14 protein-coding genes and 1 pseudogene are annotated in these 15,995 nt (G+C 34.1%); 10 read left to right on the forward strand and 5 right to left on the reverse strand.

The annotated features are described in order from the left end of the window. The first annotated feature begins 867 nt into the window (after positions 1–867). The 5 genes from thrS to E0F98_RS15745 all read left to right on the forward strand — a co-directional run bounded on the left by thrS (position 868) and on the right by E0F98_RS15745 (position 6,136). Positions 868–2,814: a threonine--tRNA ligase gene (gene thrS / locus E0F98_RS15725; protein ID WP_132113184.1), complete on the forward strand. Its 1,947-nt coding sequence runs from the start codon at positions 868–870 to the stop codon at positions 2,812–2,814. A gap of 16 nt (positions 2,815–2,830) precedes the next feature. Continuing rightward, complete coding sequence (infC, locus tag E0F98_RS15730) at positions 2,831–3,388, forward strand: translation initiation factor IF-3 (RefSeq protein ID WP_394336299.1); 558 nt, start codon at positions 2,831–2,833, stop codon at positions 3,386–3,388. A 135-nt stretch (positions 3,389–3,523) separates the two neighbouring features. Then, entirely contained in the window at positions 3,524–3,721 is a 198-nt protein-coding gene (rpmI, locus tag E0F98_RS15735; protein WP_007136182.1) for a 50S ribosomal protein L35, read from the forward strand. A 173-nt stretch (positions 3,722–3,894) separates the two neighbouring features. Continuing rightward, entirely contained in the window at positions 3,895–4,239 is a 345-nt protein-coding gene (rplT, locus tag E0F98_RS15740; RefSeq protein WP_016990536.1) for a 50S ribosomal protein L20, read from the forward strand. Positions 4,240–4,417: 178 nt separating this feature from the next. Next, the gene (locus E0F98_RS15745; protein ID WP_132113187.1) at positions 4,418–6,136 is read left to right on the forward strand and encodes a tetratricopeptide repeat-containing sensor histidine kinase; all 1,719 of its coding nucleotides are present in this window, start codon (positions 4,418–4,420) and stop codon (positions 6,134–6,136) included. A gap of 260 nt (positions 6,137–6,396) precedes the next feature. Here the strand turns inward: E0F98_RS15745 and E0F98_RS15750 are convergent, their stop codons facing one another. From E0F98_RS15750 to pyrF, 3 genes are all read right to left on the reverse strand, one after another. Beyond that, entirely contained in the window at positions 6,397–8,031 is a 1,635-nt protein-coding gene (locus tag E0F98_RS15750; RefSeq protein WP_132113189.1) for a beta-N-acetylhexosaminidase, read from the reverse strand. Between the two features lie 385 nt (positions 8,032–8,416). Beyond that, the gene (locus E0F98_RS15755) at positions 8,417–9,217 is read right to left on the reverse strand and encodes an ABC transporter substrate-binding protein (protein ID WP_132113191.1); all 801 of its coding nucleotides are present in this window, start codon (positions 9,215–9,217) and stop codon (positions 8,417–8,419) included. Positions 9,218–9,430: 213 nt separating this feature from the next. Then, positions 9,431–10,255, reverse strand: a complete 825-nt coding sequence (gene pyrF, locus E0F98_RS15760; RefSeq protein ID WP_132113193.1) for an orotidine-5'-phosphate decarboxylase — start codon at positions 10,253–10,255, stop codon at positions 9,431–9,433. A 141-nt stretch (positions 10,256–10,396) separates the two neighbouring features. Here pyrF and E0F98_RS15765 point away from each other — a divergent pair, with 141 nt between their 5' ends. The 3 genes from E0F98_RS15765 (at position 10,397) to E0F98_RS15775 (ending at position 13,089) form a co-directional block, all read left to right on the forward strand. After that, the gene (locus E0F98_RS15765) at positions 10,397–10,864 is read left to right on the forward strand and encodes a Dps family protein (RefSeq protein WP_132113195.1); all 468 of its coding nucleotides are present in this window, start codon (positions 10,397–10,399) and stop codon (positions 10,862–10,864) included. 233 nt (positions 10,865–11,097) lie between these two features. After that, positions 11,098–12,207, forward strand: a complete 1,110-nt coding sequence (locus E0F98_RS15770; protein WP_132113198.1) for an AI-2E family transporter — start codon at positions 11,098–11,100, stop codon at positions 12,205–12,207. 33 nt (positions 12,208–12,240) lie between these two features. After that, positions 12,241–13,089, forward strand: a complete 849-nt coding sequence (locus E0F98_RS15775) for a mechanosensitive ion channel family protein (RefSeq protein WP_132113201.1) — start codon at positions 12,241–12,243, stop codon at positions 13,087–13,089. A gap of 122 nt (positions 13,090–13,211) precedes the next feature. On the opposite strand, the gene prfA is transcribed toward E0F98_RS15775, so the two are convergent. Then, complete coding sequence (prfA, locus tag E0F98_RS15780) at positions 13,212–14,288, reverse strand: peptide chain release factor 1 (protein ID WP_132113204.1); 1,077 nt, start codon at positions 14,286–14,288, stop codon at positions 13,212–13,214. A 241-nt stretch (positions 14,289–14,529) separates the two neighbouring features. On the opposite strand from prfA, the gene E0F98_RS15785 reads away from it, so the two are divergent. Together E0F98_RS15785 and E0F98_RS15790 are read left to right on the forward strand one after the other, a co-directional pair. Next, positions 14,530–15,024, forward strand: a complete 495-nt coding sequence (locus E0F98_RS15785; RefSeq protein ID WP_132113207.1) for a DUF6265 family protein — start codon at positions 14,530–14,532, stop codon at positions 15,022–15,024. A 300-nt stretch (positions 15,025–15,324) separates the two neighbouring features. Then, positions 15,325–15,660, forward strand: coding sequence for a hypothetical protein (locus E0F98_RS15790; protein ID WP_132113210.1), 336 nt, complete (start codon positions 15,325–15,327; stop codon positions 15,658–15,660). 101 nt (positions 15,661–15,761) lie between these two features. On the opposite strand, the pseudogene E0F98_RS15795 reads toward E0F98_RS15790, so the two are convergent. Beyond that, positions 15,762–15,995: pseudogene (locus tag E0F98_RS15795) on the reverse strand (group II intron reverse transcriptase/maturase); the annotation flags it as partial.

A 15,995-nucleotide genomic window follows, 5' to 3' on the forward strand; every position in this document is an offset into this window, starting at 1 on the left:
TGTAAACATGTTTCCCGAAGCGGGTGCAAAAGTAACAAAGTCTTTTGTTTCTCGCAAGAAAAATTTAAAGTTTTTTTTCGAAGATTTAAATCCTCATTTCTTTATCTTTTCTTTGCAGTCTTTCAAGGAACATTGCGCGTTTTGCGGGCTGCAAATGTAATAAGCAATTTCGAATCTCACAAGCTTTATTTTGATTTATTTTAGAAATAATTCCAATCCTAAACCCCTCTATAACCTGTCAATATTCTTATGAACTTATTCGCTGTTGCGGGTGCAAAAGTAGCACCTTTATACCGTTAAACAATACTTTTGATAAACTATTTTTTCACGTTTTCTTAACCTTGGATTTAACTCGCTGGAAATAGGTGTTTTGAAAAGGAAAGTTTTCTCCTCTCCCCGACCCTCTCCAAAGGAGAGGGAGACTTTGTGGACGTGGTTTGCGTTGTTTCGTTGAAAATACGGCGTGTTTGCTAATACTTTATAATTAGCAAGACAAACTTACTACTCTTGACAACTACTATAATTAGTAGTTTTGCTTTCTATACCTCTATATATAGGTGTGTGTGTTTTTAGAAACCTTATCGACAATATTGAAGTCGTCATCTTAAAAACAACTCCCCTAGCCCTCATAGCAGTGGAAATCCTATCGAGCTCGTCTTTACGCACGAGAAGGGACGGAGAGGTAGATTCTAGCGCCCAGAAGTCTCGGGAGCAGAGAATAGATTCTGAGAAAAAGTTGCGACTCCTAATATATAGTAAAGAATATTTATGCGCTTTGTTTTTACATCTATATATAGAACAAACCTTAACTATCTATTGTCTGTGTTTTTGTAATCAACTATATTTGCATTCTTAAATTAACAAACAATGATTAAGATTACTTTGCCCGATGGGTCAGTTAAAGAGTTCGCTGCAGGCGTAACCCCGATGGATGTTGCTAAAAGCATTAGCGAAGGATTTGCCAGAAATGTAATTTCGGCATCTTTTAATGGTACAACAGTTGAAACAACCACTCCTTTGACAACGGATGGCAGTCTTATATTATATACATGGAATGACGAAAGTGGGAAGAAAGCTTTTTGGCATTCGACTTCACATGTCATGGCACAGGTTCTGGAGGAAATGTATCCTGGTATCAAACTAACACTTGGACCAGCGATTAATAATGGCTTCTATTATGATGTAGATTTTGAAGATTACAAAATAACCGAAGCTGACTTTAAGAAAATAGAAGATCGTGTCCTTGAGATTTCAAGAGGAAAACACGAATTCAAACTTCGTCCTGTTTCTAAAGCAGACGCTTTAGAACTATACAAAGACAACGTTTACAAAACCGAGATGATTACTAATCTTGAGGACGGAACGATTACGTTTTGCGATCATGACACTTTCACCGATTTATGTCGTGGAGGACATATTCCTAATACTGGTATCATCAAAGCGATGAAAATCATGAGTGTTGCGGGCGCTTACTGGAGAGGTGATGAGAAAAACAAGCAACTAACACGCGTATACGGAACTTCATTTCCAAAACAGAAAGACCTAACAGAATACTTAGCTTTACTTGAAGAAGCAAAACGTCGTGATCATAGAAAACTAGGAAAAGAACTTGAATTGTTTGCTTTCTCACAAAAAGTAGGTCAAGGTTTGCCATTATGGTTGCCTAAAGGAGCTGCACTTAGAGAGAGATTAGAGCAATTCTTGAAAAAAGCACAGAAAAAAGCAGGTTATGAGCAAGTAGTTACTCCGCACATAGGTCATAAAGAACTTTATGTAACTTCTGGCCATTATGCTAAATATGGAGCAGACAGCTTTCAACCAATATCTACTCCGCATGAAGGAGAAGAATTTTTATTGAAACCGATGAACTGCCCTCATCACTGCGAAATATACAATGTAAGACCCTGGTCATACAAAGATCTACCAAAGCGTTATGCTGAATTTGGAACAGTTTACAGATATGAGCAGAGTGGTGAATTACATGGACTAACACGTGTACGTGGGTTCACTCAGGATGACGCACACATCTTTTGTACTCCAGAACAACTGGATGAAGAGTTTAAAAAAGTAATTGACCTAGTTCTCTATGTCTTTGGTTCTTTAGGCTTTGAAAATTTTACTGCTCAGATCTCTTTAAGAGACAAAGAAGACAGAGAAAAGTACATTGGAAGTGATGAAAACTGGGAAAAAGCAGAGAATGCAATTATCAATGCCGCTGCAGACAAAGGACTAAGTACTGTTGTTGAATATGGCGAAGCTGCATTTTACGGCCCAAAGTTAGATTTCATGGTAAAAGATGCCTTGGGAAGACAATGGCAATTAGGAACAATTCAGGTAGATTATAACCTACCAGAACGTTTTGATTTGACTTACAAAGGTTCTGATAACGAATTACATAGACCAGTTATGATTCACAGAGCTCCTTTTGGTTCTATGGAACGATTCATAGCTATTTTACTGGAACACACAGCAGGAAATTTCCCACTCTGGCTGATGCCAGAACAGGCTATTATATTGTCTTTGAGTGAGAAATATGAAATATATGCGAAAAAAGTTTTAGATTTGCTGGAAAATCACGAAATTCGCGCCCTCGTTGACAACAGAAGTGAGACAATAGGGAAGAAAATTAGAGATGCAGAAATGCAGAAAATCCCGTTTATGCTGATTGTAGGTGAGGAAGAAGAGAAAAACGGCACCATATCTATCCGTCGTCATGGACAGGAAGGAAAAGGGAACATCAGCGTTACGATTGAAGAGTTTGCTGCAATAGTAGACGAAGAAATCAAAAAAACATTAAAAGTATTTACAGTTTAACTTAAATTATAAAGTCATAGCAATAAGAAGCAACAGAGGTTATCAACCTCGCGTAGAAAAAAAGGATGCCCACAGAATAAACAATCTTATTCGTGGTGTACAAGAGGTACGTCTTGTAGGTGAAAACATTGAGCCAGGAGTTTTTAAACTTTCTGAAGCTCTAAGACTAGCTGATCAGTTCGAATTAGATCTAGTTGAGATCTCACCTAATGCAGAGCCACCGGTTTGTAAAATCATGGATTACAAGAAATTTGTTTACGAACAAAAGAAACGTGATAAGGTTCTTAAAGCGAAATCTACACAGGTAACTGTTAAAGAAATCCGTTTTGGTCCTCAAACAGATGAGCATGATTATGAGTTTAAGAGAAAGAATGCTGAAAAATTCTTGAAAGAGGGGGCTAAATTGAAAGCGTTTGTTTTCTTTAAAGGACGTTCTATTATCTATAAAGATCAAGGTCAAATCTTATTATTAAGATTAGCTACGGACTTAGAAGAATTTGGTAAAGTGGAAGCGATGCCAGTTCTTGAAGGAAAGAGAATGATTATGTTCATTGCTCCGAAGAAGAAAAAATAGTATTCAGTTTACAGTTTCTAGTATTCAGTTTTACAACTTTATACTTGATACATTAAATTTGAAACAAGATAAGATGCTGAAATAAATTCAGCACGAAGATAAGTAAGTAAGAATAAATTAAAACACTAGGAAAAAATGCCTAAAATGAAAACCAAATCTAGCGCCAAGAAACGTTTTAAAGTTACTGGTTCTGGAAAGATTAAAAGAAAGCATGCTTTTAAAAGTCACATCTTGACTAAAAAATCTAAGAAACGTAAATTAGCTTTGACACACTCAGCGCTAGTTCATAAATCTGACATGAAAAGTATCAAACAACAATTAAGAATTATATAATTAAGTAAGCAGTAGTCAGTCAATAGTAAGCAGTTTCTAACTGAATACTAATAGCTGAAAACTTAAACTTTTTTAAATTCTTTAGGTTAAAACAATTTAAAATAACCTTGGAGTACGGCCTTAAGTTCTCTTGATTTAATTCGGGACGCCTGCTACAAAAAAACAATAAAATTATGCCAAGATCGGTAAATTCAGTTGCAAAAAGAGCAAGAAGAAAAAAAATAATGAAATTAGCCAAAGGTTACTTTGGTAGACGTAAAAACGTTTGGACAGTAGCTAAGAATGCGGTAGAGAAAGCAATGTGCTACGCTTACCGTGACAGAAAAGTGAACAAAAGAAATTTCCGTGCTTTATGGATTCAACGTATCAACGCTGGAGCTAGATTAGAAGGAATGTCTTATTCACAATTCATGGGGAAAGTAAAAGCTAACGGAATCGAATTGAACAGAAAAGTTCTTGCCGATTTAGCGATGAACCACCCAGAAGCTTTCAAAGCTGTACTTAATAAAGTAAAATAAACGTTTTATAAACTCAATTTAGATTACTTACTTATATAGAAACCTCATCCGCCTTGGCGAGATGGGGTTTTTTGTTTTATTTCTCTTGGAACAAGCCACAATAACTAAACCTCGAATAGACCTGAAAATAGTCTAGCAAATAATTCTTCATCGTGAATAAATGAAGTAATTTAGTCCTATGATATCAAAGAAGCTACATTTCATAATTTACATCTTACTTACTTTTACTATCCTCGGCTGTAAAAAAGAACTACAACCCATTGTGGAAACGAAAAACAATATTAGTGAGATTGAAAAGCTCATCACCCTTGGAGAAAAATTTTATGAAAGTTCAAAATATGATAGCTCCTATTACTATTTCAATAAGGCGAAATTAGCTTGTAATCCAAAGCAACATGCAAAACAATTTGTTTACTCTATTTCGAATTTAGCTACTATCCAACAAAATCAAGGCGATTTTAGCGGCAGCGAGTCTACGGCAATGGAGGCAATGCCTATTGTAGAAACTACAACAAATCCCAACTTTAAATGGAACATATATACGATATTAGGTAATAACTATTTAAATACATTTGATCATGAAAATGCATACTATTATTATAATAAAGCCCTTAATTTAAAGACAGATAAACCACGAAGCAATGCGTCTAAAAATAATATGGCAGTTTTATACATGGAGAAGAACGAATATGACAAAGCAATACAAATTCTCTTTTCTTTAACTTTAAAGAAAGAGGTTTTAAAAGATCTACAAACATTTTCAAGAGTAATCGATAATTTGGGATACTGCTATTTTAAAACAGGAAACCCAAAGGCACTCATGTATTTAAATCAATCTTTAAAAATAAGAGAAGAAAATAAAGACACTTGGGGTTTAACTACAAGCTATCTCCATCTCCACTTTTACTATGCCGAAATAAATCCAATCTTGGCATCGTACTATGCTAAACAATCATATGAAAAAGCAACTTTACTAAATAGCGTAAATGATCGTTTACACTCACTGCGACTTCTTGTAAACAACACTACTGGTAAGCAGCAAAAACTATATTCCCTCACCTACATACACATTAATGACAGTATCACTAAAGTACGTCAGCAGGCAAAAAATCAATTTGCAAAAATGAAATATGATTCTAAGAAAGGGAAAGAAGAGATTCTAAACCTAAAAGCCCAAAAAGCTGAAAATGAATTGCAACTGCAATTGCAAAAAAACACAACTTTAAGCCTATACTTTGTACTTGGAACTATACTTACTGTTACTGGTTTTACATATTTCTATCTTATTGAAAAAAGTAAAAGAGAAAAATTAAAAACTTCTTATGATACCGAAGTGAGAATAGCTAAAAAACTTCACGATGAACTAGCAAACGATGTGTATCAAACTATGGTATTTTCGGAAACACATGATCTATCTACCTCCCATAACAAAGACCTGCTTCTAGACAAACTTGACACCATCTATTCCAGAACCCGTAACATATCAAAAGAAAATAGCATCATACCAATGGGTATCGATTTCCTTCCTAATCTAAAAGAAATGATTTCTGGTTTCAGCACAACTTCAGTCACTATTTTGATTAATGGTGCAGATAGCATTCCATGGCATGCCCTGTCAGATATGAAAAAAATTACAGTATACAGGGTTCTTCAGGAACTCCTAATCAATATGAAAAAACACAGCGAAGCTAGTTTGGCTGTACTTTCCTTTAAAAAAGTTGGAAATAATTTGCATTTAGATTATACTGATAACGGAATAGGAGCTACTCTAGAAAAAGTCAATTTAAAAAATGGACTGCAAAATGTGGAAAATCGTATTCTGGCATTAAAAGGAACAATTGCCTTTAAGACAAAACCGAGCACAGGATTTAAATCAACTGTCATTTTCCCCCTATAAATCGCAGTTGGTAAAAGCTATCAGAATTGAACAGAACTATTCTCGCCTATTTAGCGATGAGACAACTACAAACTTCAAAACTTATATTTAATAAATAAAACGTTTTATCAACTCAAATTAGATTACGAACTATTATAGAAACTTCATCCGGCTTGGGAAAAGGGAGTTATTTTTATTCCGACAACTAAAAACTATCAAACAAAAAAATGCCCTCGCAATAAATTGGAGGGCATTCAATAATTATTTGTTCATTGCGAAAACTATTTTCCTTTATAGTAATTAGCTCCCCACATATCATATCTTTTTTTCATGGTATCGATTTTCGCTTGGAAAGCAGGCCAATTTTTATTTTGCTTTGGAGACCACAGCACTTCACTTAATGCACTCAAACGAGGAAAGATCATATACTCCACTTTGGCTGGATTAATCATATACTCTGTCCAAACATTTCCTTGAGCACCTAAAACATACTTCCCTTGCTCCGCATTCAATTCTTTAGGAATAGGCTCATAGCTGTAAATTTTCTCTAAATTAGTAAACCCACCAATTGTAACTTCTTTCTCCTCTTTAGTTTGAGAATGATCTAAGTACACATGTGTCCCCGGAGTCATAATCACTTGGTGATTTTCTTTGGCCGCAGCTATACCTCCTTCTTCACCTCTCCAACTCATTACAATCGCATTTGGCGCAAGCCCGCCTTCTAGAATCTCGTCCCAACCAATTAAAGTTCTACCCTTTTTATTAATGTACTTCTCCATACGTTGAATAAAATAGCTTTGCAATTCATGTTCGTCTTTTAAGCCCTTCTCTTTTATTAATTGCTGACAGAACTCACTTCTTTTCCAAGCATCCTTAGGCGACTCATCGCCACCTACGTGAATGTATTTTGAAGGAAACAAAGCCATCACCTCATCAAGAACATCTTCTAAAAAGTTGAAAGTATATTCCGTTGGCGCATATACATCAGTAAAAACACCCCATGTTTCTTGAACTAACTTCACTCTTCCGTTTGCTAGTTCTTGTTTACTTTTTTCCGAAATCATTGCTGCTGGAATTTCAGTTTTTTCGTTTGGAAAACAGCTCAACATAGGATAAGCAGCGATTGCAGCACTACTATGTCCAGGCATTTCAATTTCTGGAATAACGGTAATAAAACGATCCGCAGCATATTTAACGATATCTTTTACTTCTTCCTGCGTATAAAAACCTTCTTCAGGTGTATTGTCATTTCCTTTTCCTGGATATCTACCTACGATACTTCCGTTTCTCTTGGATCCAATTTCAGTAAGTTTAGGATATTTTTTTATTTCAATTCTCCAACCTTGGTCCTCGGTTAAGTGCCAATGAAAATAATTTAATTTATGCATGGCTAAATAATCGATATACTTTTTCACGAATGAAACTGGGAAAAAGTGGCGCGCCACATCAAGCATAGCTCCTCTATAAACAAAACGAGGTTCATCTTGTACATCGACAGCAGCAATTTTCAATGCATTACTTTTTTCTACTGGAAGCAATTGTATCAAGGTTTGCATTCCATAAAAAGTACCAATATCAGAATTACCTTCTATGACTACTCCTTTACTATCACTTTTTAAAGTATAGCCTTCTCCCTTTAATCCAGTAATATTTTTTAAGCTTTTGAATTGAATGAAATCACTAGAAGCTTTATTAACGATTGGTAATTTGAAACCATAATAGTTTAACAAATACTCATTCAAAAAAGAAGCACTAGCATCATCGATTTTATTCGAAACAACTAAACTTGTTTTTGGATTAATGACAAAACTTCCTGCTTTTGTAGTGACCTGCACCGGCTGAGGGATAATATTCACTTCTTGTGCAAACGAGATTGCACTACATAATAGAAGTGAAAACAGAAATGATCTTACCATACTTTTGATTTTAAATTTTATATTTTATTCTTTTCCTTCCAATTTTAATTTAAAACTAACAATGCACTATTACGTCTTGCCTTTAAATCGAAATCTTTGGTAACTTAACCATTGATTTAATTATTCGAAATAACTACTCATTAATGCAAAGTCGAAAATATAACATATAAAATAAACTGCGTCACAGTACCTACCAGTTTTTTTCATCTATAAATTATAAAATAATATAATTACAAATGACATAACGGACTTCAAATCAGAATTAAAATAAAACATATAAGAGTATGATATTAATACAAGTACTTATTTAGCGTACAAATAATGCTAACAATATACTTACTTCAACAACAATGATTAAACTGCATATTTCATAGCTGAAACAGAACTATTTTTCTAAAATTCTATGCAACATTTTGAAATAATCAAAGGCTTTTAAAAGTCGGCTACCATACCAGGAGAACATCTCGCCGTCTACTAAAATCGTTTCTGCTTTGTCCGTATAATTACTTATCTCATAACCATCTTCCTTTTTAAACGGGTAAGGTTCTGAGGATAGAAAAATAAAGTCTGGATCTCCATCTTGCACAATTTCTTCAATCGCCACTTCAGGATAACGACCTTTACTATCGTATATGTTTTTGAAATGGTTGAGCTTCAATAATTCATTGATAAAATTATCAGAGCCAGCAACCATGTACGGTTTTTTCCAAATGAAATAAGCCACTTTTCTGATTGGAGTGTCTTTTATGAAGTTTTGAAAATCGCTCAAGGCAAAAGCTAGTTTGTCGTTCCATTTTTGCGCTTCAGTACGACAATTTAAAAGTTGCCCAAAATCAGTTATCATCTGAAAATTATCTTCGACGGTGATAATATTGGTCACCCAAACAGGACATATCTTGCTTAACTCTTCAACGATTTCTTTAGTATTTTCTTCCTTATTGCAAATGATTACATCCGGGTTTAGTAAACGGATTTTTTCATAAGGGACTTTCTTCGTTCCGCCAACAAGTTTCTTTGTCGATTTAAAATGATAAGGATGGACGCAGAATTTTGTAATCCCAACGATTTTAGATTCCTGCCCCAACTCGTAAAGCAATTCCGTTTGAGAAGGAACTAGAGAAACGATTCTCTGAGGCGAGTTTTCGAAAGTATGTGTCGCTCCTATTTGATCGATTAGTGTTTTCATAATGTAATTTTACCACACAGTTTATTCTAACCGCAAATGTTTTTTTTTTAAAAACCGCAAAGTATACAAAGCTTTTTTTCTATGTTTCTATGTGTTTCAATCTTATTTATCAGCAATCCCGATAGCTATAGGGACGCAAAGGTTTCACGAGGGCAACCAAGGTTTTAACCTTTTAAGCTGCAAGAAAAATTAAGGATATTTCTTTATAGACAATCAAATGAACTTTAAACTAATAATTTGCTCCATTTCTTGTTGCATTTTCAATGCTTCCGCTCTTGCTTTTTCGGCAAAGTCAGTTCCGTTTGAAGCATAAAGGATTCCTCTCGAAGAATTAATCAATAATCCTATATTGTCATTCATTCCGTATTTACATACCTCTGAAAGACTTCCTCCCTGTGCTCCCACTCCAGGAACTAGCAAGAAACTATCTGGTACAATTTTACGGATTTCAGTAAAATATTCGGCTTTGGTAGCGCCTACAACATACATTAGGTTTTCGGAATTTTTCCAAGTTTTAGATGTTTCGAGAACTTGTTTGTACAATTCTTTCCCATCAACTTTCAAGGTTTGAAAATCAAAAGCACCTTCGTTAGAAGTTAAGGCAAGCATAATAGTATGTTTATTTTCGACAGCTAAAAATGGCTCCACTGAATCTTTCCCCATATATGGAGCTACAGTAACCGAATCGAAGTTTAAATCTTCAAAAAAAGCCTTGGCATACATAGAAGATGTATTGCCAATATCGCCACGTTTTGCATCAGCAATGGTAAAAACATCCGGATAATTTTCGTTGATATAATTAATTGTTTTTTGCAACGACATCCATCCTTTAATTCCGTACGCTTCATAAAAAGCCGTATTGGGTTTATAGGAAACGCATAAATCATGAGTCGCATCAATTATCGCTTTATTGAACTCAAAAATAGGATCTTCCAGATCAAAAAGGTGTTTTGGGATTTTACTTAAATCAACATCTAATCCTACGGTAAGAAATGATTTTTTTATTTTGATTTGCTCAATAAGTTCTTGTGTTGTCATGTTGTATAGGTTCAAATGCCAAATTTACGAACTAGATTCTAATTAACTTAGAATTTTGTAAAAATCATAACAAATTCTATAATACTGTTACTTATGTGCTTTCCTATCTTTGTATGAAACACAACGAAAAACACATTTAAGATGGACACAAAATTAGGAATACCGCAAAAGGAAATGAAGTCAAATATAAAAAACTTAACTACTGTTCTAGCCAGTGAAATGGTTCTATACCAAAAAACAAGAAAGTTTCATTGGAATGTCTCAGGAGAAAGTTTTATGGAAATGCACAAGCTTTTTGAAAGTCAATACAACGAAATAGAACTCATTGTTGACGAAGTAGCTGAACGCATTGGTAAACTAGGAGAAAAAACTATTGGAACGATGAAAGAGTTTCTTGATGAATCTATCCTAAAAGAATCTTCAAAACATGAAGCAAAGGAGGCAATGGTAAAAGAATTATTATCTGACCACCAAGAGTTAACTGCCAAAATCAGAGAATTTATTAAAGAAGCAGATGAAACAGATGATTTTGGTACTGCCGATTTTTTAACGGGAATACTTCTAAAACACGAAGCGCAGGCTTGGATTTTGAGAAGATACAGCAACTAAAATTCACATAATTTACACCCGAAGTGAAAAGTAGAACTTAAATACATATATTTATTCCAATGATAATTTACTTGATTTGTGTGAAGAACAAATTTTATACAATTAAAAAATAAAATTATCATTGTAACCTAATAAGCACCGCTTAAAATTATCTAACTGTCTTTTTTTTATTAGTAACTTTGATTGGATACTAATAAAAAAAAGACAGTATTTTTTTTTCAAAATAAACATTTATGGAGTCAATACATACTAAAACACATATCGTTAAAGACTTGCTAGCCTTTACCCTAATTGTATTTATATCTTATATTTTAAAAGATTTTTTGATTCCAATCTTTTTCGCCATTTTACTAAGTGTATTGATTTACCCAATAGTGCGTTTCTTTGAAACGAGATTGTATTTCAACAGAATATTTTCAATTATCATTGCCATCCTAGTTTTCACCGCTATCATTTTTTTCGTTTGCACCTTAATCGGGATTCAATTTCAAAATATATTGGACAAAAGTGATATGTATTATGATAAAATCATGCAAAAAATCCACTTGTTAATCATACAAACTGAAAACTATACCGGAGTAAAAAGCGAAGACATTGTTGGAAGTGGTCAAATTGAAGTAAAAAAAATTGTAAAAGAAAACTCTAATAGTATTTTAGAATTATTAACGCGATCTGGAAGTATATTAAGCGATTTTATATTGACACCTTTGTATATGTTTTTTTTCTTGCTGTATCGAACTTTTCTAATAAGTTTTTTACACAAAGCGACTACTAATAGCAGAAAGAATACTAGAGTTGTGTTAAGCCAACTATATGACGTACAACAAAACTACTTAGTAGGACTGGGAAGTGTAATGGTCATTGTAGGTTTATTAAACAGTGTTGGATTATTAGTTTTGGGAATTGACTATCCTTTTTTCTTTGGTTTCTTATGTGCTTTGTTACTCTTAGTTCCATATATAGGTATAATCATTGGTTCGCTTTTACCAGCAGCGGTCGCCTTAGCAACAAAAGATTCTTATTGGTATGCAGTGGGAGTAATTGCCATCTTTAGTTTTATTCAATTTATTGAGGGTAATTTTATAACTCCTAAAATTACGGGTTCAAAAGTTTCTTTAAATTCATTTGCTTCGATACTAGCGATCATTTTATTTTCGATGTTATGGGGAATTCCAGGAATGATCTTAGCCTTACCCATCACAGCATCTTTGAAAGTACTTTTTGATAATTCAGAAAAATTTAAGCCTGTTGGCTTTGTTTTAGGAGAAGCAGAAGACAAGTATTTTTCTAACAGAGCTAAAAATCGCTTGAAAATTTGGAAACGAATTAGAAGTCAAAAATAAAAGTAGGTTCGAAAAAAATTAGATACTACAGCTATGAATTCAGAAATAGATATTTTTTATAAATCAATAAATCAAAGTTGGACTAGTTTTATCAGCCATTTACCTAATGTACTGTTTTCACTGGTAGTACTAGTGTTGGGCTTATTGATTATTAGGATGATCAATAAATATGCTACAAAATTTGTTGTTTCTAAATCCAATGACCCTTTGATTGCCGATTTTATTCTAAGCATTATTTCATTACTCCTCACCATTATATTGTTTGTCATTTGTTTAGGTGTTTTAGGATTTGACGATGTGACCAATAAAATTTTAGCAGCTGCTGGTTTGAGTACATTTATTATAGGATTTGCATTAAAAGATATAGGAGAAAATTTCTTAGCAGGAATTTTAATGGCTTTTCAACGACCGTTTCGAATTGGTGATCTAATTCAAATTGATAATGTAAAAGGACGAGTTATTGAAATGAATTTACGCTCGACCACAATTAAAACTCTGGACGGAATTGACGCATATATTCCCAATGCTTCCATCCTAAAAAATAACCTTGAGAATTTTACAATTGATGCACTCATGCGAAGTCATTTTATCATTAGTATTACTCATGATGATAAAATTGACGAGGCGTTCCAGCTCATAAATTCAATTCTGATGGAAAATGAATTTGTTCTAAAGATTCCAAATTACAAAACAATAGTAGAAAAAATTGAAAATGATGTAGTGACTATAGGCGTTTATTATTGGTATCGAACTGATGAAATAAAAGCTCCAGGCGATCAGCTAAAATCAGATTTACAATTAAAAATTTACAAAGCCCTCAAAACAGGAGGATATAATTTACCTACAGCGGTTGTTTCGATAGAGAGAATAGATCTTAAATAAGGAAACTCGTATTTGCTTAGCTGTGATTTTGATACCAGCTTTTATTCCGAAAAAAAAACATACCCTTAAAGCAAAACGAGAGTATGCTCCAAAAAAAAGCCTCAATAAATGAGGCTGTATCTTTAAAAAACTTCGCTAGCTTCTTTCAACTTTTCCATGTTGTTGACTAAGGCTAGTTCATCAACAATTTTCTGAATGTCACCATTCATGATGTTTCCTAAATCATATAAAGTCAATCCAACTCTGTGATCTGTTACACGACCTTGTGCATAATTGTAAGTACGAATTTTTGCCGAACGGTCACCAGAACTTACTTGAGAAGTACGTTTAGTAGCATCTTCAGATTGTTTTTTAGCTAATTCCTGCTCGTATAAACGAGAACGTAAAACACCAAAAGCCTTATCTTTATTTTTATGTTGTGATTTTTGATCCTGACATTGCGCTACTAATCCTGTTGGAATGTGCGTTAAACGAACCGCTGATTTAGTTGTATTTACTGATTGTCCACCTGGTCCTGAAGAACAGAAAAAATCAACACGAACATCATTCATATCGATTTGCACATCAAATTCCTCTGCTTCTGGTAAAACCATAACAGTCGCTGCTGATGTATGCACACGTCCTTGAGTTTCTGTTTGTGGCACACGTTGTACACGGTGCACACCCGCTTCAAACTTCAAAGTTCCGTAAACATCTTCACCTGTAACTTCAAAAATCACCTCTTTAAATCCACCAGATGTACCTTCATTCATATCGACAACTGAAGTCCTCCAACCGCGGTTTTCACAATATTTAGTATACATTCTGAATAAATCTCCAGCAAAAATACTCGCTTCATCCCCACCGGTACCAGCACGAATCTCCACCATAACGTTCTTAGCGTCTTCTGGATCTTTCGGGATCAACATGAATTTGATTTCTTCTTCAAGTTCTGGTAATCTTTCCTTTGCTTCCTCAAGTTGCATTTTGGCCATTTCGGTCATATCTGCATCACTATTGTCGGCTATGATTTCGTTTGCTTCTTCGATATTAGCCATCACAAGCACGTATTCATCGCGCTTTTCAGCCAAAGCTTTCAAAGTCTTATATTCTTGATTCAATTGCACATAACGCTTCTGATCAGAAATAACATCCGGCTGAATGATTAAATCCGAAATCTCATCGAAACGTTGTTTTACTATTTGAAGTCTATCTAACATATTATTAGTCCTTATATTTGGAGTGCAAAATTACGAAAAATAGTTTATAGTTAACTCTAGTTTCACGACAGTTTTTTTTGGAGCTATTTCCAGCTATCCGCTATACCTTTTTATCCAAGAATTAGAGTACTTCCCAGAACCAAATTCAGGATAAAAAGGATGCCGCTTTTATCTGGGCTATTTACGATCTTTTTTCATAATTTCGCACAGTCATTGTAGTACAACTCAATCTCAAAACACTATGTATAAAAAAATTACTTTTCTAGTTCTAATAACCATCTTCGTTTCTTGTAAAAAAACAGATTCAGATGATCCAGATCAAAACGAAAAAGATATAATAAAAACGGCGCGTTGGCTTCAAGGGCAATGGGAAAACAAATCCGAGGATGGAACACTTACCGAAACCTGGAAAAAAGTAAACGACAGTACTTATAATGGACACTCTTTTTTTCTAAAAGGAAAAGACACCATTCATTATGAAACCATCGTGTTGCAGCAAATAGAAGAGCAATTAAGTTATAACGCCAATGTAAGAGGCCAAAACGACGATAAACCAGTCGCCTTCCTACTTACGGAAACGAAAGAAAACCAACTTGTTTTTGAAAACCCAACACACGATTACCCACAAAAAATTAGTTATACCCAAGTTTCAAAAGACAGCCTTGTCGCTGAAATATCAGGAATACAGTCAGGAAAACCCAGTTCTGAAAAATATGTTATGCTAAGAACTAAATAGAAATAGCGCATTACTTAACAGAAAACCTTGCCACGGCAAGGTTTTTTTTTGGGTTAAAAACTAAAAACAACTTCGGCAATTTAATTAATTATTTGTAAATAAATTAGTATATATTTGAATTGAGGGACATACACTATCGAATAGCGACTATCCATCTCATATAGATTTGACAGGCGCTATTGTTTAGCGTGTATATACTAGTTGTAGGATAGTTTAGCACAACAAACTTTTGAAAAAACATAGTATTTTATTTTAGAACTAATAATTAAAGAAGTCTCATTTAAAAAAGAACATACAAATATGAAATATTATGAATTTAACATCAACCTTAATAAAATTGAATTTTTTAATTCCTTTTACGGATTAGAAAGAGTTTTAGTAAATGGTGAACCTGTCTCAAAAAAGTTTTCACTTCTTGGAACTGAACACAAAATAAAAATGCAAACGGAGGATTGGGAATTACAATCGAAATACGAATTATTTGCCACTAAGAATTTAGAATTATATTTAAAAAAAAATGGAAAACTAATTGAGAAACAAATCGTTCAAATTCCAAAAAAGCATAGAATCTATTGGATGTATTTTGGGATATTTTCAGGAATTTTAATCTATAAACTTTTAAATTCATTAATATAATTGTCGGAAAATCTACAAGCTAAAAAACCATCCTACAATCGAGTAGACGGCTCCGCTCCTAATGGAACGGAGTGCGCCTCTCACACCACCGAGCGTACGGGTCACGTACTCGGCGGTTCGCAAAGAGATGGGTTAAGTTCGATATAAACATCAGTCAATGATTGATACCCTTTTTGTTTTAAGCGTTTCAAAGTTATGGTTGTCCCCAAAATTGGACTCTGAGCAATCGCCCACCCCCCTTTTCGAGTTCGACTCCATGCATAGGCGTGGTCTTGGTCAATTCCTAGTCGTATGAGGTTTTTCCTTTTCCGTTCAGGTTTTTTCCAGTCGTGCCA

The sequence above is a fragment of the Flavobacterium hiemivividum genome (genome assembly GCF_004349145.1).
GTDB lineage: Bacteria > Bacteroidota > Bacteroidia > Flavobacteriales > Flavobacteriaceae > Flavobacterium > Flavobacterium hiemivividum.

Excerpts from the sequence above, each read along its gene's own strand:
- rplT (WP_016990536.1), top strand. The coding sequence starts at position 3,895 with ATGCCAAGATCGGTAAATTCAGTTGCAAAAAGAGCAAGAAGAAAAAAA.
- prfA (WP_132113204.1), bottom strand. The coding sequence starts at position 14,288 with ATGTTAGATAGACTTCAAATAGTAAAACAACGTTTCGATGAGATTTCG.
- E0F98_RS15770 (WP_132113198.1), top strand. The coding sequence starts at position 11,098 with ATGGAGTCAATACATACTAAAACACATATCGTTAAAGACTTGCTAGCC.
- pyrF (WP_132113193.1), bottom strand. The coding sequence starts at position 10,255 with ATGACAACACAAGAACTTATTGAGCAAATCAAAATAAAAAAATCATTT.
- E0F98_RS15775 (WP_132113201.1), top strand. The coding sequence starts at position 12,241 with ATGAATTCAGAAATAGATATTTTTTATAAATCAATAAATCAAAGTTGG.
- thrS (WP_132113184.1), top strand. The coding sequence starts at position 868 with ATGATTAAGATTACTTTGCCCGATGGGTCAGTTAAAGAGTTCGCTGCA.
- E0F98_RS15765 (WP_132113195.1), top strand. The coding sequence starts at position 10,397 with ATGGACACAAAATTAGGAATACCGCAAAAGGAAATGAAGTCAAATATA.
- E0F98_RS15790 (WP_132113210.1), top strand. The coding sequence starts at position 15,325 with ATGAAATATTATGAATTTAACATCAACCTTAATAAAATTGAATTTTTT.
- rpmI (WP_007136182.1), top strand. The coding sequence starts at position 3,524 with ATGCCTAAAATGAAAACCAAATCTAGCGCCAAGAAACGTTTTAAAGTT.
- E0F98_RS15755 (WP_132113191.1), bottom strand. The coding sequence starts at position 9,217 with ATGAAAACACTAATCGATCAAATAGGAGCGACACATACTTTCGAAAAC.
- E0F98_RS15750 (WP_132113189.1), bottom strand. The coding sequence starts at position 8,031 with ATGGTAAGATCATTTCTGTTTTCACTTCTATTATGTAGTGCAATCTCG.
- E0F98_RS15745 (WP_132113187.1), top strand. The coding sequence starts at position 4,418 with ATGATATCAAAGAAGCTACATTTCATAATTTACATCTTACTTACTTTT.
- E0F98_RS15785 (WP_132113207.1), top strand. The coding sequence starts at position 14,530 with ATGTATAAAAAAATTACTTTTCTAGTTCTAATAACCATCTTCGTTTCT.